This is a genomic window from Ruminococcus sp., assembly GCF_017549005.1.
In the GTDB taxonomy this organism is placed as follows: Bacteria; Bacillota; Clostridia; order Oscillospirales; family Ruminococcaceae; genus Ruminococcus.
In genome coordinates, this window is record NZ_JAFYYT010000047.1 from 71,864 (window position 1) to 91,885 (window position 20,022).

General features: G+C 46.7%; 15 protein-coding genes, 1 pseudogene and 1 other annotated feature. Of the genes and pseudogenes, 9 read left to right on the forward strand and 7 right to left on the reverse strand.

Annotated features, from left to right (window positions below; translation table 11 throughout):
* Positions 1-186: 186 nt before the first annotated feature.
* The gene (locus IKW96_RS11980) at positions 187-2,673 is read right to left on the reverse strand and encodes a glycosyl transferase (protein WP_296575099.1); all 2,487 of its coding nucleotides are present in this window, start codon (positions 2,671-2,673) and stop codon (positions 187-189) included.
* Positions 2,674-3,098: 425 nt separating this feature from the next.
* On the opposite strand from IKW96_RS11980, the gene IKW96_RS11985 reads away from it, so the two are divergent.
* Complete coding sequence (locus tag IKW96_RS11985) at positions 3,099-4,247, forward strand: leucine-rich repeat domain-containing protein (RefSeq protein ID WP_296575102.1); 1,149 nt, start codon at positions 3,099-3,101, stop codon at positions 4,245-4,247.
* 219 nt (positions 4,248-4,466) lie between these two features.
* Here IKW96_RS11985 and IKW96_RS11990 read toward each other — a convergent pair whose 3' ends face one another.
* Positions 4,467-4,931, reverse strand: a complete 465-nt coding sequence (locus IKW96_RS11990) for an NUDIX hydrolase (protein WP_296575104.1) — start codon at positions 4,929-4,931, stop codon at positions 4,467-4,469.
* A 213-nt stretch (positions 4,932-5,144) separates the two neighbouring features.
* Between IKW96_RS11990 and IKW96_RS11995 the strand changes: the two genes are divergently transcribed.
* Together IKW96_RS11995 and IKW96_RS12000 are read left to right on the forward strand one after the other, a co-directional pair.
* Complete coding sequence (locus tag IKW96_RS11995) at positions 5,145-6,284, forward strand: AbiH family protein (protein WP_296575106.1); 1,140 nt, start codon at positions 5,145-5,147, stop codon at positions 6,282-6,284.
* A 73-nt stretch (positions 6,285-6,357) separates the two neighbouring features.
* Positions 6,358-6,602: a binding site (T-box leader), on the forward strand.
* Between the two features lie 110 nt (positions 6,603-6,712).
* Entirely contained in the window at positions 6,713-9,064 is a 2,352-nt protein-coding gene (locus IKW96_RS12000) for an AMP-binding protein (RefSeq protein WP_296575110.1), read from the forward strand.
* A 180-nt stretch (positions 9,065-9,244) separates the two neighbouring features.
* On the opposite strand, the gene IKW96_RS12005 is transcribed toward IKW96_RS12000, so the two are convergent.
* The 4 genes from IKW96_RS12005 to IKW96_RS12020 all read right to left on the reverse strand — a co-directional run bounded on the left by IKW96_RS12005 (position 9,245) and on the right by IKW96_RS12020 (position 12,385).
* Positions 9,245-10,975 carry a recombinase family protein gene (locus tag IKW96_RS12005; RefSeq protein WP_296575113.1) on the reverse strand — a complete coding sequence of 577 codons (1,731 nt, stop codon included), beginning with the start codon at positions 10,973-10,975 and terminating at the stop codon, positions 9,245-9,247.
* Positions 10,972-11,187: a hypothetical protein gene (locus IKW96_RS12010; RefSeq protein WP_296575116.1), complete on the reverse strand. Its 216-nt coding sequence runs from the start codon at positions 11,185-11,187 to the stop codon at positions 10,972-10,974. Before IKW96_RS12010 ends, IKW96_RS12005 begins: the two co-directional genes overlap by 4 nt.
* Positions 11,188-11,415: 228 nt before the next feature.
* Positions 11,416-11,910, reverse strand: a complete 495-nt coding sequence (locus IKW96_RS12015; protein WP_296575119.1) for a methylated-DNA--[protein]-cysteine S-methyltransferase — start codon at positions 11,908-11,910, stop codon at positions 11,416-11,418.
* A 10-nt stretch (positions 11,911-11,920) separates the two neighbouring features.
* Positions 11,921-12,385 (reverse strand): hypothetical protein, encoded by a 465-nt coding sequence (locus IKW96_RS12020; RefSeq protein ID WP_296575122.1) that lies wholly within the window; start codon positions 12,383-12,385, stop codon positions 11,921-11,923.
* 724 nt (positions 12,386-13,109) lie between these two features.
* Between IKW96_RS12020 and IKW96_RS12025 the strand changes: the two genes are divergently transcribed.
* The gene (locus IKW96_RS12025; protein ID WP_296575125.1) at positions 13,110-13,799 is read left to right on the forward strand and encodes a flavodoxin family protein; all 690 of its coding nucleotides are present in this window, start codon (positions 13,110-13,112) and stop codon (positions 13,797-13,799) included.
* Positions 13,800-13,837: 38 nt separating this feature from the next.
* On the opposite strand, the gene IKW96_RS12030 is transcribed toward IKW96_RS12025, so the two are convergent.
* A complete protein-coding gene (locus IKW96_RS12030; protein WP_296575128.1) occupies positions 13,838-16,108 on the reverse strand; it encodes an excinuclease ABC subunit UvrA in 2,271 nt (756 codons plus the stop codon).
* Between the two features lie 229 nt (positions 16,109-16,337).
* Between IKW96_RS12030 and IKW96_RS12035 the strand changes: the two genes are divergently transcribed.
* The 5 genes and pseudogenes from IKW96_RS12035 (at position 16,338) to IKW96_RS12055 (ending at position 19,982) form a co-directional block, all read left to right on the forward strand.
* Positions 16,338-16,547: a hypothetical protein gene (locus IKW96_RS12035; protein WP_296575130.1), complete on the forward strand. Its 210-nt coding sequence runs from the start codon at positions 16,338-16,340 to the stop codon at positions 16,545-16,547.
* A gap of 12 nt (positions 16,548-16,559) precedes the next feature.
* Positions 16,560-16,889 carry a single-stranded DNA-binding protein gene (locus tag IKW96_RS12040; RefSeq protein ID WP_296575132.1) on the forward strand — a complete coding sequence of 110 codons (330 nt, stop codon included), beginning with the start codon at positions 16,560-16,562 and terminating at the stop codon, positions 16,887-16,889.
* A 238-nt stretch (positions 16,890-17,127) separates the two neighbouring features.
* Positions 17,128-17,451, forward strand: coding sequence for a nucleoside triphosphate pyrophosphohydrolase (locus IKW96_RS12045; protein WP_296575134.1), 324 nt, complete (start codon positions 17,128-17,130; stop codon positions 17,449-17,451).
* A complete protein-coding gene (locus IKW96_RS12050; protein ID WP_296575137.1) occupies positions 17,444-19,711 on the forward strand; it encodes a DEAD/DEAH box helicase in 2,268 nt (755 codons plus the stop codon). Before IKW96_RS12045 ends, IKW96_RS12050 begins: the two co-directional genes overlap by 8 nt.
* Positions 19,712-19,766: 55 nt before the next feature.
* A pseudogene (locus IKW96_RS12055) lies at positions 19,767-19,982 on the forward strand (hypothetical protein).
* Positions 19,983-20,022 lie beyond the last annotated feature (40 nt).

Genomic DNA, 20,022 nt, shown 5'->3' on the forward strand with positions numbered 1-20,022 from the left:
TCGGAACGCCGAGGGTGACTCCCTGTAGTGCAGGGAGATGTCCGTAGGACAGAGGGTACGTCTGCCTGTCAGGCGCGGCGTTACCTATATATTTACGGTGATATAACATGAGCTGCAGGCGCACACTGTGAGCCCCTTCTAATCACTAATAACTGAAAAGGGCAGGCTCAAAGCCTGCCCTTTTTATTAGCCCATTATAATTTCAACTTCGTGTGTGCCGCCATTGCATACAGGGATAACACATCCCTCTACTGCCTTGCCGTCAACTGTCATAGACTTTACGCCCTTGCATACGTGCGAGGGGTTCTTGACTGTGATGTTGAAGGTTGCTCCTCTGAACTTACGAACTGCTGTGAAGCCGTCCCACTCGTGAGGAATGGAAGGATCTACCTTGAGTCCGTCAAATACAGGCTGTACACCGAGAATGTACTGCGATATAGCTACCATGTTCCATGCAGCTGTACCTGTGAGCCATGAGTTCTTGCCCTGACCGAAGTTCTTTGCGTCCTTACCGCCGATCATCTGACCGTATACGTAAGGTTCTGTCTTGTGGATATCAGATGTCTCCTCTGTGAATGCAGGAGCTATCTTGCTGTAGTACTCGAATGCCTTGTCGCCTCTGCCTGCGTAAGCTTCAGCACAGATTATCCATGCGTTGTTGTGTGTGAAGATACCTGCGTTCTCCTTGTATCCGCCGGGATATGTGGAGATCTCACCGTACTGGATATAGTACTTTGTGAATGCAGGGTTATTGAGAACGAGACCAAACTCGCAGTTGAGGTACTTGTCGATAGAGTTGAGGGTCTTGATATCTGCGCCCTGATCCTTGCCTATCTCTGACATTACTGCGAAGCCCTGTGGTTCGATGAATATCTTACCCTCTTCGCACTCCTTGGAGCCCATCTTCTCGCCGTTTGCGTCGTAAGCTCTGATGAACCAGTCACCGTCGAATGCGGATTCCATAACGTTCTTCTTCATCTTGTCAATCTCAGCCTGAGCCTTTGCAGCTTCGTCCTTCTTGCCGAGGTGCTCGAGAATGCCTACGAATGCAGGACCTGTGTATGTGAAGAGCGCTGCAACGAATGCGGACTCGGCAACCTTTGAGTAGCCGCCCTCTGCTGCAAATTTGGGATTGGTGTAGGTCTGGAAGGACTCACCCGGTGTGTCTGAGAAGCATGAGAGGTTGATACAGTCGTTCCAGTCAGCTCTCATTGCAAGCGGGAGACCGTGAGGTCCGAGGTTGTTTACGATATGATAGAAGGAAACGTTGAGGTGCTCGAGCATTGTGTGCTTGCCGTTCGGATCGTCGTCGAAAGGAACGTTTGCGTCGAGAATGCCCCAGTCGCCTGTCTCCTTGATATATGCTGCAACAGAAAGTATCATCCAGAGCGGATCGTCTGAGAAGTCGCCGCCGATATCAGCGTTGCCCTTCTTTGTAAGTGGCTGGTACTGGTGGTAGCAGCCGCCGTCTGAAAGCTGTGTTGAAGCGATGTCGATAAGTCTCTCTCTTGCACGCTCGGGTATCTGGTGTACAAATCCGAGGATATCCTGGTTGGAATCACGGAAGCCCATTCCGCGTCCGATACCGCTCTCGAAGTAAGAAGCGGAACGTGAAAGGTTGAATGTTACCATACACTGATACTGGTTCCAGATATTTACCATTCTGTTTACCTTGTCATCAGGTGTGTTTACATTGAAGATAGAAAGAAGCTCTTCCCATGTATTGCGGAGCTCCTCAAGTCCGGCTGCAACCTTTTCGGGAGTGTTGTACTTCTCAATCATTGCATAAGCCTTTTCCTTGTTGAGTACCCATGACTCTCTTGTAAGAAGGTTTGCAGGCTTTTCAGCTGCGAACTTCTTGTCCTGGGGGTTCTCGGCATAGCCGAGGATATAGATGAGAGTCTTTGACTCGCCGGGAGCGAGAGTTACCTTCTTGTAGTGAGAAGCTACAGGCGACCAGCCGTCTGCAAATGAGTTTGCAGGCTTGTCTGCCTTTACTGTCTCAGGATTCTCCCAGCCGTTGTAGATGCTTCCGAGGAAGGAATCACGGTCTGTATCGTAGCCGTCGATAGTATCGTTGACAGTATAGAATGCGTAGTGGTTACGTCTGTCTCTGTACTCTGTTACATGGTAGATAGTTGAGCCTTCGATCTCAACACGGCCTGTGGAGAAGTTTCTCTGGAAGTTTGTGCAGTCGTCCTGTGCGTCCCAGAGACACCATTCAGCTATTGAGAAGATAGAGAAGCTCTTTGTCTCCTTGCCCTCGTTTGTGAGGACTACCTGCTGAACTTCGCCGTCGTAGTTCTGAGGAACGAAGAATGTTACCTCAGCCTTGAGGTCGTTCTTCTTACCTGTGATAACTGTGTAGCCCATACCGTGACGGCACTCGTATGAATCGAGAGCTGTCTTTACAGGCGACCAGCCGGGGTTCCAGATGGTACCGTTGTCGTTGATATAGAAATAACGTCCGCCCATATCAAGAGGCACGTTGTTGTAGCGGTAACGAGTGATACGTCTGAGGCGGGCGTCCTTGTAGAAGCAGTAGCCGCCTGCTGTATTTGAGATAAGTGAGAAAAATCCCTGATTGCCGAGGTAGTTTATCCACGGATAGGGAGTCTTTGGGGAATTGATAACATATTCCTTTTTAGAGTCGTCAAAAAATCCGAACTTCATAATTTTACTCCTTTATTTTTGGTGACAAAAGCGGTTTGAAAAATCGCATTTACACTATTATACCATATAATGAATTATAATACAATAGATTATGCAAAAATTGCTATGTATTTTTTTCAAGTCGTTTTTTGTGCATTTTGTTATAAAATTCATCGAAAAATGCGGAAAGTTCCTCAATTGCTGTGTGGAACACCTGCAATATGTTCATTGCAGGTTTCAGGAAAGGCGTACAGCCTGTTTTCGGATTCGCAGCTTTTCTCGCGGAGAACTTACGCATATGCAGCTTGTCATAGCAATAACTTTTGATTAATTGTTGCAAATTAACAAAATATTTGTTGACTTGTAAATAAAAATACGATATAATAATATAAACTGGAGAATTATCGGAATCGGTTCATTTCATTGCTGAAAGAAGGTGGAGCATAATGTTTGTACAGGGAAAATGCTATAAATGCGGCGGATTTCTTGCCGTCGACGATAAGGAGGACGCTTCTGTATGCCCGTTCTGCAAAAAGCCCTTTATCGTTGAAAAGGCTGTAAACTGCTTCAACGAAACAGCTCCTCAGGATATTGACTTGAAGATCACTCCCTACAATTATGACAGCGACTTCGTTGTGGAGAGAAGCGTTCTGATACGCTATAACGGTTATACGAAAAGCGATGTAAGGATACCCGACGGTATCACGGTCATAGGTGAAAACGCTTTTCAGGGCATGAATAATATCGAGTCGGTGTATATTCCCGACGGTGTGGAGATAATCAGCGAGGGCGCCTTTGCAGGCTGTAAGAACCTGCGGTCTGTCCGTATCCCCGAAAGCGTCGAAACGGTCGACAGAGATGTTTTTAACGGCTGCGTGGGACTGAAAGAGGTCAGGTTCCCTGACAGTATAAAAAATATCGAAGCAAGCGCCCTTACAGGCTGTACAAGCCTCGAATCGGTGAATATCCCTCATGGGATAGAGCTTCTCCCGTGGCGTATCTTTGAGGGCTGCACGAGCCTTAAATATATCGTTATCCCTCAGAGAGTGAAGACTATCGAGGACTTTGCCTTTGCGGAGTGTACAGCTCTTGAGGATATCATGTTCGAGTGTTTGCACCCGGACGGCGGTGAACCCGAGGGAGTTTTCAGAATAGGTATGAATGCGTTCAGAAACTGCAAAAGCCTAAGCAGCATAAATATTCCCAGTACAGTAAAATATATCGGAAATCAGGCTTTCAGGGGCTGCTCTAAGCTGAAAAAGCTGAATATTCCCGAAAGCGTGAAAGCTATCTATCCTCTTGCCTTTGCGGACTGTACAGACCTCGAGTTTGTATCGTTTGCAGGGGACACGGAGCTCTACAGAGGAAGCAATCCGTATAAGTTCGAGAAAAACTCGGCTACCTTCCATAACTGCCCTAAGCTTGTGAATGTAGAGTACAATATGCTCCAGAAGAATTACTGGGCTTTCCCTGCGTATAATAAGGCTCAGGAGCCGATAAATATGGACATCGGCAGGTGCAGGCACTGCGGCGGCGAGTTCAGAGGCATATTTGATAAAGTATGCTCAGTCTGCAAGACGCCTAAGGATTATTGAGAAAATAAGCTCCCTCAGATTATATGTGTGATACGCATAGAGAAGTATTTGTGAGATTTATTGAGGAAAACCCTTTTGAAAAAGGGTTTCCCCAACAGGGACCTGTCCCCTCTGTCAGAGGGAACCTTTCCTCAGAAAGGTTTCTCCCGGTAAGTCCCATATATACTTCTTTACGAGTATCGCACATAAATCCTGAGGGAGCTTTTTATGTTTTCGGTATCAGCAGTTTTTCAGATATTCTCTGACTCTTTCAAATATTATCGTTTTCATTTTCCCTTGTGCGATGTTTTCGGGAAGTTTGTCGATAGGGAAGAAGTCCTGCTCGAAGGCTTCCTCTTTCTGTACTTTCATTTTGCCTGAGAAGTCACGGCATATATAAAGTATACCCGCAAGATATACCTGGTCGCCGTTTGGGTACTCATAGAAGGAGTCCTTTCCTGACAGTTCCATGAAGTATTCCAGCTTTCCGCATGAAAGCCCTGTTTCTTCAAGGACTTCCCTGCGCGCGCATTCCTCATAGCTCTCGCCAAGCTCCATTGAGCCTGCGGGATAGTCCCACCAGCCGTTGTCTGTGCGCCTGCCGAGAAGTATCTCGTTTTTATCATTTATAAGTATTGCTCCTGCACCTGCCATGATAAGCGGTCTGCTGCCAAGAGCTTTGCGAAGTTCTGAAATGTAGCCCATATCTGTACTCCTTGCTGCTGTGATCTGATCTATTATATCATAATGCGGACGCAAATGTCAATAAACAGAGGTATAAGTTGGGTTACAGATTATAGTGGAGGAGGGCTTAGGCGATATGTTTTTATGTATACAGCTCCTTGCGCTTATAATTAAAATATGATATAATATCCGTATGATCATCATAACAGACCGTAAAAGAGGAGAGGAGTAATAATGTTCGGAGAATACACTAAAAATGAATTTGAAAGGCTGAACAGGCAGCGCAATATATTCGTCCTTGTGGGAAACGGTTTTGATATAGCTCTTCTGAATAAATACAAAGAAGGGAAAATGGCGAAAAAAACAACGAGCTATGTGGATTTTTACAATTACATAACCTATTATTCCCTGACAGACGAGAGGAATATGCTTTACAAGAGACTGACCGAAAAGAAAAACGATAACATACAGAACTGGAGCGATTTTGAATTGGTTATCGATGAGCTGATAACGGAGTTTGTGACAGACAGGAACGCAAACAAGCAGAATCTGGAGATGCTTGAAAAAGATGTTGACCGGTTCCAGGGACTTTTTACCCAGTTCCTGAATGATATCGTTGACGCTGATGTTCTGCTTAAAGTCAACAGCGACGTTATGAGCAAAGAACTTGCAATGCAGTCTTTATCACAGTTTTTATTGGATTTAGATCATAAATCGTTATGGAAACTAAAATTCCGAGCAAACACCTCTCATTATGATTTATTTGATTTTGTTTTTGCTAATTTCAACTATACATCTTTGCTGGATAATTATATTTATATGGATAAATTTCAGTTTCAGCCTCATGGATATCGTACAGTAGATACCAATTTCACTTTTTATGTTGATGATTCTGATATCAATCCGACAGTTTGGTCGTCATATGTGTTGTGTGATGTGGTACATCCCCACGGAGTTCAGGATATACCGCGTTCCATGCTTTTCGGTATAGACTCTGCTGAGGACAAGACGCTTTTGCCGGAAAAGAATATGGTAAAGTCATATCTGGCGCAGTATGCCAAGAAGTACTGCGATTATCTCGAAAAAGCCGATCTGTTTATAATCTACGGAATGTCATTCGGCAAAAATGACGGCTGGTGGATGGACAATATCTTTGACAGACTGCTCAGTGAAACGGCAGAGCTTATCATCTACAGGTACGGAAACGAGACTGAGGAAGCCGTCAAGGAGCTGTTTATCGCTTCGTGCATCAGACATGAGTCAGCTCCGCAGGAGGACATTGAAAAAGTCAAAAACAACATTTATGTCGTGACTTTTACCGAGAATAACACCTACTTCCTGGGACTTGAAAATAAAAACAGCACGTTTGCGTGATAACTGACAGGAGATCGACGTGACTTTTTTCAAAAAGGGCTTGACAAATGCGTTTCTGTATGATATAATGCAAACATAAGCTATGAGGAAGACAAGCAAGGTATCGCCAATGTCTACAGAGAGCCGACGGTGGGTGCGAGTCGGTGATAAGCAATGCTGTGTATCCCTTCTGAGCCGAAGTGCTGAAAGTTGTCAGTAAGCGCTTCCGTGATTCTGCGTGAATGAATAGGACTTGCTGGAGTCTGAAGTGGTGTTACGCAATAGCGGCACAATTTGAGTGGTACCGCGGGTGATCAGTTAATGATACTCGTCTCAAAGAAAAATCTTTGAGACGGGTTTTTTGTTTTTCGCGGCAAAGGACAGCGGCAGTAGTTTTTCTGCGCCAGTTTCATTTTCCAGTAATAAACAGTTTTAAAGGAGAGATTATTATGAGCGAAATGACGAATTTACAGAATGCAGAAGTAAGGATAAAGGAAGTCGCAGAGCGTATTTCACATCTGCGCGAGGACCTCGGTATTTCGGTCGAGGAAATGGCTGCCGCAACGGATTATTCCGTGGAGGAATACAAGAAGCTCGAATCGGGCGAGCAGGATTTCAGCTTCACTTTTATATATAAATGCGCCAATAAATTCAATGTTGAGATAACCGAACTCATGGAAGGAAGCAGCCCTGAGCTCAGTGGCTATACTGTCACACGAAAGGGCGAGGGAGTTCCTATCGTCCGCAGAAAGGGCTTTGCCTATAACCGCCTTGCTTCAAGATTCAAGAACAAGACCGTAGAGCCTTTCCATGTTGTTATTCCATATTCCGAGGAGGCTCTGTCACAGCCTCTCCATATGGCAAGCCATGCAGGACAGGAAATGGATATCGTTATCAAGGGAACTCTTCGCATGACAGTGGGTTCGCATACAGAAACGCTCCATGAGGGAGACTGTATCTACTACGACAGCTCAATGCCCCATGACGAAGTCGCTCTCGGCGGCGAGGACTGCGAGATATACGCTTTCGTAATGGCTCCGCGCGGAACGACGGGTATGACCGAATACAAGGAGCACGTCGCAGAACATCACCTTACCAATGTGGATAAGGCAGGTCTGCTCCACCCTGTATCGGAAAAGTTCGTACAGTGCGAGACCAACGAGGAGGGCATACTCAGCGGAGTTCACTTTGTGGATCAGGATAAGTTCAACTTCGCATACGATATCGTTGACGCAATGGCGGAAAAATGTCCCGACAAGACTGCTATGATATATGTTGACGTAAACAAGAACGAGCGTCGCTTCACATTCAAGGATATCAAGAAGTATTCATGTCAGACTGCGAATTACTTCAAGTCTCTCGGTATCAAGAAGGGCGACCGCGTAATGCTCATTCTCAAGCGCCATTATCAGTTCTGGTTCTCGATAATCGCGCTTCACCGTATCGGAGCCCTTGTTATCCCTGCGTCCAATATGCTCAAGGAGCACGACCTCGAGTACCGTTTCAATTCCGCAAAGGTTTCGGCTATAGTATGTACTGCTGACGGCGATGTGGCTGACGAGGTCGATAAGGCAAATGCTGTTTCACCTTCACTCAGAACAAAGATAATGGTCAACGGTCAGCGCGAGGGCTGGCATGACTTCAACGAGGAGCTCTCTGCATACAGCACCCACTTCGAGCGCACTTCCGATACTCCATGCGGAACAGACCCTATGCTCATATTCTTCAGCTCGGGTACTTCGGGCAATCCGAAGCTTGTGCTCCACAGCTATCAGTATCCCCTCGGTCATTACGTTACTGCTCGTTACTGGCAGAATGCCGACCCCAACGGTCTGCACTTCACTATCTCGGATACAGGCTGGGGCAAGGCACTCTGGGGCAAGCTCTACGGTCAGTGGATGTGCGAGGCTGCTGTATTCGTTTACGACTTCGACCGCTTCCATGCAGATGATATACTTCCGATGTTCAAGAAGTATAATATCACTTCTTTCTGCGCTCCTCCGACTATGTACCGCTTCTTTATCAAGGAGGACCTTTCAAAGTATGACCTTTCTTCACTGAAATACGCTTGTATCGCCGGAGAAGCCCTCAACCCCGAGGTCTTCCACCAGTTCTACCGCGCAACGGGTATCAAGCTCATGGAGGGCTTCGGTCAGACCGAGACAACACTTACCATTGCAAACGTTGTTGGTATGGAGCCTAAGCCCGGCAGTATGGGCAAGCCTAATCCGCAGTACGATGTGCAGGTGCTTCTCCCTGACGGTACTCCTGCAGGCGTCGGCGAAACAGGTGAGATCTGCGTTAAACTGAAAGAGGAAGGCGTTCCCGGCTACGGAGTTCCGGGCCTTGCGCTCTGCTACTACGGCGATGAGGAGAATACTGCCGAGACATGGCGGGAGGGCTTCTACCACACAGGCGATACCGCATGGGTGGACGAGGACGGATATTTCTGGTACGTCGGCAGAGTTGACGATGTTATCAAGTCCTCAGGCTACCGTATCGGACCATTCGAGATCGAGAGCGTTCTCATGGAGCTTCCCTATGTGCTCGAATGTGCGGTTACAGGTGTTCCCGATGAGATCAGAGGACAGGTCGTAAAGGCTACTATCGTCCTTACCAAGGATAAAACAGGCTCCGACGAGCTCGTCAAGGAGATAAAGGATTACGTCAAGGAGCGTACCGCCCCTTACAAATACCCGAGAGTCGTTGAGTTCGTTTCCGAACTGCCGAAGACTGTCGGCAGCGGCAAGATACGCCGTGCTGCTATCCGCGAAATGGATAAGGCGAAGTATCAGAAGTGATGATGTTGATTTCAGAGTAAAAGCCTCACGGCAACTGCAATTATGGAAAACAGCTCTCCGCTGCGGAGAGCTGTTTTTTTCGGCTGTGAGGGGAAAAGTACAAAAAGTCCTCACAGCGCGAAACTGTGAGGACTTAATTATTTTATATCACTTTTATCTCCGGAGAAGGATTACTTCTTGTCAGCGATAGCAGCCTGAGCAGCCCTCCACCAACGCAGGCGCATAAGATGCCCCGAAAAGCCCGATTTTATGAGCTTTTTTGTCACCTTCCACATTGCACGTTTTCGGAGTTTTGTCATCGCCCGTGAAGTGCAGATACCAATCGAAGGAGTTCTCATTCACTACTATTTTTTCTACAAATGCTTCGATAACTGCCTCGGGAATATCTTCATCAGTGTCGAAATTAGTGTACCGTTCAAGAGCATATCTCAGCATAGTTATACGCTCGTTGTAGTCGGGAACATCATTTGTATCCTTGACTTTCTCCGTCGGTGAGAGCTCGTTAATCTGCTCCTGCAAAGAAGCTATCTGCGTATCTACTTCCGACTTCATGTTCAAGAACTGCTCTTTGGTGATCTCATCGTCTGCCCTCATGGAGATGAGTTTGTTCAGACGCTTTTCCAGTTTTTCAAGCTCTGCCTTTTTCTGTGCGATGAGTTCGGTATTATCCTCAACGACCTCTTCATCGTCGATATGTTTTTCGAGCATCTCCTCGGCAATGTCAAGTATCCTGTCGGTGTTCCTCAGAAACTCACGGAACAGGTTCTTCGCCATGAACTGTAACTTCCAGCCGGGTATCATCTGAGATGTGCAGATACCGTCTATGGGCAGTCCCTTTTTGAGCCTTGTCTTTATAGTGCCGTTGCGTATCTGCGAGTAGCACATATACCCGTACTGCGTACCCTTTGATGTGGTGTGCCATACCTTGCGGTTGAATGTGCATCCGCAGGAGCATACCAGAAGCCTGCACCATACGTCCGAAACAGGCTTCTTGCCCTTTTCCTTGCGTCCTGTCTTGTTGGCAGGATTTTTCAGCCTTTTACTTTCCATTATCTCTTGCACCCTGTTGAATTCTTCCAGCGTAACGATAGTCTCGTGTTTACCCTCAACTCTCAGACGGTCTATCTCACCGAAATTGTTTATCTTCTTCTGTTCAAGGAAATCGGGAGTGAACTGTTTGTGATATTCCAGTATGCCTGCGTAGAACGGGTTCTTCAGTATTTTGCTGATGTTGGATTCGTACCACCTGGTCTTGCCCATAGCAGTAAGGGCTCCCTCTTTTTCAAGCTCGAACTGTATCTGCCTTACGCCCATACCGTCGAGATACCAGTCGTAAATCTTACGCACCGTCTTAGCCTGCTCGGGATCAATAACAAGTTCTTTGCCGACTCTGTTATAACCGAGGATATTTCCGTTGCCGTAATACACACCGTTTTCCATAGAGGTCTGCTGACCGCTTTTTACACGGATAGAAGTCTTACGGCTCTCGTCCTGAGCAAGCGTCGCCATTATAGTCAGACGAAGCTCGCCGTCACCCTCGAAAGTCCTGATATTATCATTGATGAAGAAGACTTCCACTCCTTGCTTTTTCAGGTCACGGGTGTATTGCAGAGTATCAACCGTGTTTCTTGCGAAACGTGATACTTCACGGGTAAGTATCAGGTTGAAGTCGCCGTTCTTCGCATCGCTGAGCATCTGCATGAACTGAGGACGTTTCTTCGCCGATGTTCCCGTGATACTCTCGTCAACATAACTGCGGACAAATGTCCATTCGGGATGCTGTTCAAGCAATGGTTTGTACCAGTCGAGCTGGTTTTCCAGAGCCGAGAGCTGTGCTTCGTGCTCGGTAGAAACTCTTGCATAGATGACAACGTTCTTCGGCATTGCGATTGTATTATATCCGTACATCATACCGCCTCCTTATCTTCTGTGTTTGGTATAGTATAGCGCGCATCTGCGCCGTTGTCAAGCCCTTTGCCGTAATATTCGTTGCAGATATTGCGGTAAACGTGCTTAGGTATCTCACCCTGTTCGTACAGAAGCCCGATCAGCTTCAAAGCTGCACCGATCTCCTGCTTGGTTGCATTCTGTGTGACATTCTTTCTTTTTCTCTCTGATGTCATTTTTGTTCCTCCATAGCAGGTACTTCCCCTGCTTTCTCTCTTTTTATATTTCTGTTAATCAGCCGAACCCCATCGGCTGATAATATTATAGCGCACACCGATACAAAAAGTCCAGATTCATTGCGCATGAACTTTAGGTTGAATTTCATTTTTCCCCAGTGCAATTTATACTGGAAATATGAAAAGCACCAAGCGATAATGCTCAGTGCTTCATAGGTATTTTTAGATTTATAGTGCTTTCTCCAGTGTCAGCAACTTGATCTTTCTATCCAGACCTCCGGCGTATCCGGTCAGGCTGCCGTCTGTGCCGATAACTCTGTGACACGGGACAATGATCGAAATGGGATTATGCCCGACAGCACCGCCAACTGCCTGGGCTGACATACGATGGGTACCTTTCTGCTCGGCGATGATAGCTGCGATCTCGCCATAGGTCATAGTATGTCCGTATGGTATCGAAAGCAGTATCTCATAAACCGCCTTGCGGAACGGAGTTGCAGTCAAACTTATAGGCGGAGTAAAGTCGGGAGCTTTGCCGCCGAAATATGTATTGAGCCATTTGATAGCCTGCGTGAATATCGGTAGTTCTTCTTCGGTGCTTTCAGATATCGGTTTATGGGGAAAGAATTTCTGTCCGTCGAACCATAAGCCTGTGAGTGATTCACCGCTGCTTGCGAGAGTGATGCTGCCGAGCGGAGAGTTATAGTGATAGATATAGTCCATATTTATGTAATTAATGAAAACGAGAAAAATCTGTGCACAAGTATTTTTCAAATTGCTTCTTACAGTATTCTCTTTTTTTACCTGTTGTCTTATCAGTTCTATTGCCATTAAACCAGATGCTTCTTTTTCCTTTATTCTTTCCATTTTTATTGGTCACGCATTCATTAAGAAATTCTTCTGAAGATAATATCCACATTGAATCCAAACGTTCCGAGTAAAATACGAAATAAAAATTTGGAGTTAATTCATGTGTAATTGCTGAAAACAAAGCCGCATCTCCGTCAGTGACCTTACTCGAACGGGCTTTGATCTGTATTTCTATAAAAGTCCCATCTGCCTTTTTGATAATACAATCTACTCCATGATCATCAACAAGAGGAAGATAAACATCTAATCCTTCCATTAGCATTTGACCAACAAGGTTATATTCCATACGTTTTCCAAAGCTTGCAGAGTCTCTGAATGAGATGCCCATAATAATCCTCCTATCTTTATATTACGTTAGTTACAAATCGCTTTTACAATTATGTTTGCTATATTATACAACACAAAATAAAAATAGTCAACCATAAGCAAAATTAATATGTTGCTTGTTTTATAGACGGCGAATACATATCTTAACACAATGAATGCTAATGTAATTATTGATTTCTTCCCAGCAAGCTCGGTATCCCCGCATTACAATTTTGGAAAATTGAATGCTGTGATACATAGCTTGACAGGAGCTTTGCCCCTATGACCCCGACCGAGAAAATATACAAGAACTGATGCTATCCCTTGAACCACAAGTGAGCAAAAATACCGAGCCTGATGCTCGGTAACAGAGATGCCACAAAGGGGTAAAAATCAACCTCAGCAAGCACGGCAATTCGTTCCCACGGAAACCCGTGATAACGCCTCGCATAGCTTGCTGAGGGATACTCCCCCAAGCCCCCGAATCATGAAACCAACAGCATGAAATTTGAATACCCCAAAAGAGAGTAAAAACCAATCTAGCAAGCACGGTATCATGTGGCCACAACTTTCGTGGAAACATGATACTAAGCTTGCTAGTGGGACACCCCTAAACCCCCGGATTTTTGATAAGAAAAAAGAATATAATTATCCACTCTACGGAGCGTGGATTGACGTGACTTCCGCACTAATTTATAATAAAAATATCATCAGAAAAACTGATAGACGGAAGGAGAAAAATCACTATGAAAATACTTGTTCTTAATGGCAGTTCCAAGCGTGCGAAAAGTGACACGATGCACATCACACGAGCGTTCCTTGACGGCATGAAAGAAGCCGCTTCGCAGGATGTACACATCGTCAATATCATCGACAAGCATATCGAATATTGTACGGGCTGTTTCACCTGCAAGCGCAACGGCGGAGAGTGTATCCATAACGATGATATGAAAGAGCTACTCGGTGAGGTTCTGGAGAGCGATCTTCTGCTGTTCAGCTACCCACTTTACTGCTACGGAATGCCTGCGCCGATGAAGGCTTTTGCTGACCGCACGATGCCGCTTTCAAGTATGGCGATGAAGAAGCAGGGCGACAGGTACGTTCATGTCGGACAGGCAGACTTTTCGCACCTGAAATACATGATGATCTGCGGCTGCGGATTCCCGAACAGCAAGCAGAATTTCGAGCCAGCGGTCATGCAGTTCAAGCTGATGTTCCCGAATAATCATACCATCATTACTGTACCCGAAAGTCCGATGTTCAATGCACCCGAAGCGGCAGAGGTAACTGTGCCGAGATTGGAGCTTGTGAAGCAGGCAGGAAAGCAGTATGCTGATACAGGCGAGATAGATGAAAAATTGCTTGCGGATATATGCTCTCCGATGATACCCGAAGATGTGTTTGCGGGTATCTGCAATGGAGAGATCAAGGTATAAAAACGGAAGCTGTCGCGATATGCAACAGCTTCCGCTTATTATATGCTTTTCCTCAGATACTCCGCTGTTTTTGATTTCTCACAATAAAGCAGTTCCTCCGGCGTACCGCTGAACATGACCTGACCGCCGTTTGAGCCGCCCTCCGGTCCCATGTCGATGATATAATCCGCCTGTGCGATGAGTTCAAGACGATGCTCCACTATGATGACGGTGTTTCCGTTGTCCATGAGCTTTCGCAGGAGCGCAAGGAGCTTTTCGATATCCTTGCCGTGAAGTCCCGTACTCGGCTCATCAAGAACATAGACTTCGCCCTGTTTATACAGCTCGCTTGCCAGCTTCACACGCTGTACCTCACCGCCGGACAGCGTACTTGTTGGCTGTCCGAGGGTGAGATAACCAAGTCCTACATCGATCATACTTTGCAGAGCAGAACGTATCTTCTTGCTGTCAAAGAAGTCCATAGCTTGCTCGATCGTCAGGCTCATGACCTCCTCGATGTTCATTCCTTTGTAGGTATAGGAAAGCGCAGTCGGGTTATAGCGATGACCGCCGCACTCTTCACAGGGAACGACAACAGGCTCGGCAAACGCCATATCGTAGGTGATCTGTCCCGTACCTTTGCAGACCGCACAGCCGCCCTTTGAATTGTAGCTGAACCAGCTTGCAGCCACACCGTTTTCCTTGCCGAATAGTTTTCTGATCTCGTCCATTACGCCCGTGTAGGTCGCAGGTGTGGAACGGATAGATGTGCCGATCGCTTTCTGGTCGATGACGATAGCCTGCGGATTACGCTTCACAAATTCATGGCAAACAAGCGAGCTTTTGCCCGAACCTGCAACACCCGTAACAGCAGTCAGAACGCCCTTCGGTATGGTCACGGTCACATTTTTCAGATTGTGACAATGGGCATTTTCGATCAGGAAGCCCTCTGACCATTGCAGCGGCGAGGTGTTGAGCTGAATCTTCTGCTGCATCATCTGTGCTGTCAGCGTATCCGCAGATTGCAAGCCATTCAGATCGCCCTGATAGACGATCCTGCCGCCCTGTGTTCCTGCATTTTCGCCAAGCTCGATGATATGGTCTGCAAGCTCTATCATCTGACGGCTGTGCTCCACGATGAACACATTGTTGTGCTTGTCGCGCAGGTCAATGAGCAGTTTCCCGATGCGCTCCGCATCGGCAGGGTGAAGTCCGGCAGTTGGCTCATCGAAGATGTAGGTGATGTTGGAAAGGCTACTGCCGAGATTGCGCACCATTTTGATACGCTGTAATTCACCGCCGGAAAGCGTATCGGTTCTTCTTGAAAATGAAAGATAGCCGATGCCCACATCTATCATTCTCCGGATATACGCCCTGATTTGCTTTGCAAGGGAAATCCCCCTCGGCTCGGTGATCTCATCAAGCACAGGCAGTAGTTCGGTCACTGTCATATCCATGTAATCTACGATATTCCGTCCGTTGATCTTTGAAGCGAGTGCGGCAGGATTCAAGCCCGTACCGCCGCAGGTCGGGCAATGCCCTTTCTCGACAAGAGACATGATCTCGTCCTGCAAACTCTGTTTAAGCTTTGTGATGTCACGGCGGAGATACAGCCGATAGAAACGAGGTATAACACCCTCATAATCCACCTTATCAACTCGCCCTGTATTGTTGGAGCGTATTTCGACCTGTACTTTCTCTTTTGCGCCCTGTTTGAGTATCTCCATTTCCTCCGCTGAGAAGTCACGCAGTTTCTTGTGCGGATCAAGCAGCGGATTATTCTGATATAGGTAAGTCTGCCAGCCTGCCGAGAACTGACTGAACTGCAAAGCACCCTCTGCAAGAGTTTTGTCCGGATCGAACATTTTATCCTCGATCATAACAAGTTGTTCACCGATACCCGTGCAGTCGGGACACATACCCATGGGGTGATTGAAGCTGTACGCCATCGAACCGCCTGCCGATGGCTGACCGATACGGGAAAACAGCAGTCTCACAAGCGGAGCAACGTCGATCGCCGTTCCGACCGTTGAGCGTGAGCTTGCGCCCATAGCCCTCTGATCGACCACAATGGACGGTGTGAGATTGCGTATCTCTTCCACCTTCGGACGTTCATAGTGCGGCATCTTGTTACGCAGAAACAGCGGATAGGAACTTTGCCATTCTCTTGCACTCTCCACCGCTATCGTATCAAAGGCAAGGGAGCTTTTTCCCGAACCCGACACGCCTGCGAATACCACAAGCTGTCCTTTCGGTATCGTGACGCTGATGTGTTTCAGGTTGTTCTCGCTTGCGCCGATGATCTCTATATTGTCGTTTCGTTCGTTCATTTCTGCGCCTCCTGCTGAATAATTCATGTATGGTAATTATACCATATCACGGGCGAAAGGTCAATCAGCAGATAAGGGCTTCATTTCAATCACAGCGCTATGCACTGGGGAAAATCCACATTTTGCTGCGCCTTTCACAAGAATTATTACAATCATTCCGATATGCTGGACTCCAGTTGTTTTATCGGATATAATGGATTCACGATAAAACTTATGGAGGTACACAGATATGTTGAAAACACCCGAATTGGCAATGCCGAGAACGAACAAGATCACTACCGTTTGCAACGGTAAGCGTGAGGTTTGGACGGACTATGAGGATGCCAAGGCATATTTCCTTGAACTCATGATGTCCACGGACGGCGTGGAGCACGATCGAGCAGAGTGCGTATATATTCAGCTCATGCACGGACTTGATGAGTGTTCGGACGAGGATTGAAAGGAGCATACTATGTTGAACAAGATCATGATGTCAGGCAGGCTTCTGACCGAGCCTGCTGTTACAACCAAAGACGACCTCAAATACTGCAAATTCAGCATCGCTGTTGAGCAGCCTAAGCAGAAAGGTATTGATGCTGTCGAGACAGACACATTCACCTGCCTTGCGTTTGATGACAATGCAAGTGCAGTGAGCTTTCTCTATTCAAAAGGCGGAACGATCACCTTCGTTGGTTCACTCAGGAATGCTCCCGATAACACAGCTGTTCTCATCGTAGAAGAACTGCACTTTCAGAACAAGTTTGCTGTTAAGGTGGATACTAATTCAGGTCAGCTTTTTTGATATTGTAGGCGGTATGCTCTCAGGCGAACGGAAAAGGTCTGTAATGGCTTTCGGATGTGGTTTCCGTTCTGTTATCCATAAATATGAAACGAGGCTCTCAGATGGATTTCTGGGAGCCTTTTCATATAATGGAACAGTCATTAACTAATATGGATTATAGTCTTTTATTCATTGACATATAGCATATAAAATGGTATAATTTAAGCAAATAAAAGCCTTTGCTAGGGAGCGTGATAAAATGAGAGCAGTACACAATAAACTTGTCCGTGACAAAATACCTGAGATAATAGCAAACGCCGGAAAGACGGCACATACCCATATCCTCACAGAAGATGAATACATAGCCGAGCTGGATAAAAAGCTAGGCGAGGAAGTTGCCGAGTATCAAGTTGATAAGAGTATCGAGGAACTTGCTGATATGCTTGAAGTTATGTACGCTATCGCCCAAGCAAGAGGGTGGTCGGTATCGGAACTTGAAAAAGTCCGCAGTGAAAAGGCTGAAAAGCGCGGCGGATTCAAGGACAAGATATACCTGGAGTATGTGGAGGACGGCAATGAGTGAACGACTTGTTACACCGAGCGGAAGCGCACCCGAGAATCTGTTTATAGAGCTTTTTTCGGACGCCTTCGGTGCGGAAAAGGCGGCGTTTCTTTACCCGCAGTATCACTTCACCGATATATATCAGAACGACCGCTATGCTGATTTCTTCCTTGAAAACGGCGGAAAGCGTATCGCTATCGAGATAGATGATGAAGCAAGTCACAATCCGTCTGTTGTATCACGCAATAAGTTTTATGACGATCTGCTGAAACAGAACAGCATGATCCATAACGGGTGGGAAGTTTACCGCTGGGCGGTGCGTCAGTTGCAGGTACAGCCCGATACCGTAAAGGACGAACTCAGGATTTTTCTCGGCTCGCATCCGCTGTTTCGTGAAATAGCAGATTATCTTCCCGCACAGCGTGGAAAGACTATCAATGCCGAGGATCTACAACTCAAAGAGCATCAACTTGCGGCATTGAAGTCCCTTGAAGAAATGCGTGAACATCACGAAACTATCGCACTCCTTTATCATGCAACTGGAACGGGCAAGACCGTTACAGCCGTGAGCGATGCAAAGCGTTGCGGCAAACGCACACTTTTCCTCGCTCATACAATAGAGCTCGTAAATCAGGCTTATGAAACTTTCAAAAAACTGTGGGAGGGTGTTTCTGTCGGTAAGTTCGGCGATGCGGTCAAGGAACGTGACGCTTTTATCGTCTGCGGCAGTATCCAGAGCGTTGCGCTGAACCTTGAAATGTTCCGCGAGGACGAGTTTGAGTATCTCATAATCGACGAGGCTCACCACGCTTCTGCTGATACATATCAAAAGGTGCTTGCATATTTCAAACCGAAATTCACGTTGGGACTTACCGCTACTCCAGAGCGTGCAGATGATAAGGATATCATCGAAATATTCAAGAATACCGCACACAAGCTGGATATACAGACAGCCGTTGAGATAGGCGAACTTGTGCCTGTTCGCTGTATCCGTATACATACAAATATCGACCTGACAAAGGTGCGATTCAACAGTGTGCAGTACAATATCCGTGACCTTGAAAGCAAGATCTTTGTCCCAGAACGGAATACGCTGATCGTGGATACTTTCATGGAATATGTCAGCGCCAAACGAACTGTCATTTTCTGTGCAAGTGTAAAACACGCCGAGCAGATAGCGGAGATGATAAGGGAGCGAGGAGTTACCGCCGCCGCGGTCAGCGGAAGTATGAAATCCTCGGAACGCAAGGAGATGCTTGCGAAGTTCCAGAAAGGCGAGATCAAAGCGATGTGCGCCTGCGACCTGCTTAATGAGGGCTGGGACTGTCCCGAAACGGAAGTGCTGTTCATGGCAAGACCTACCATGTCGAAGGTTCTGTATACTCAGCAGCTCGGACGAGGCATGAGACTTGCGGACGGCAAGGATTTCCTCATGGTGTTTGACTTCGTAGACAACGCGAGCCAGTACAATATGCCTTATTCTCTGCACAGATTATTCAGGCTGAAAACGTACCGCCCCGGGCAAATGGTTCTCGGAAAAGACCGTGCCGCCGAAGAAGCGTTATACGAAAAGGGCGAAAAGCCTGTCGCACTTGTAGATTATCCCGTAAGTGCCACCGACTACGAAGCCGTTGATGTTTTCAACTGGCAGGAAGAAGCTGCTGGAATGATATCTCAGATGGAGTTTATCCGCCGTGTTGATGTGCAGTCCGAGACAGTTGAGAAATATATCCGTGAAGGAAAGATAATCCCCGACCTGATCGTACCCATGAGCGAGCACAAACAGCTTAAATACTTCACCGAGGAAACGCTCGAAGCCACCGCAAAAGCAAACGGCTGGAAACTGATAAACGACAGCAACCGCAAGGAGCTTTTCATGGAAATGGTTGAGCAGATGGATATGAGCTACTCCTACAAGCCTGTTCTGCTCAAAGCTATATTTGCCAACGCTGACAACAAAGGGCGTGTCAAACTCGATGATATCTCCGCATACTTCCGCAGTTTCTATGAGGAACGCAGAAGCGCAGGGCTTGTGGTCGAGAAGTCCAACAGCATCTTTGCAAAGGGCGGTTATACCGACAAAGATGCTCAACGTAATATCCTCTCCAATCCCTTCAAGCGTTTTGAGGATATGCAGATGCTCCGCCATACCAAAACTCTCGGCATCATCGAAGTCGAACCGACGGTATGGAAGAATCTTACCGATGACGAGGTGCGGAGGATACTGGATATCTGCGATGAGAAGCTGGATAGGTATTATGGGAGGTTTGAGAAGAAATGAGATTATCATTTGATACCTCTTTATCAGAAAAATACAACAGCTCTGCACAGAAGCTATGTTGAAAACACCTGAATTGGCAATGCCGAGATCGAGTAAGGTTACTATCGTTTATAATGGTAAGCGTGAGGTTTGGACGGACTACGAAGAAGCCAAGGCATATTTCCTTGAACTCATGATGTCCACGGACGGCTAAGAACACGAACGAGCAGAGTGTGTTTACATTCAGCTCCTTCACGGGTTGGAGGAATGTTCGGACGAGGACGAATATTAAAAAAGCAGGGCGTTGCTGTTGATTGGCAATGCCCTGTTGC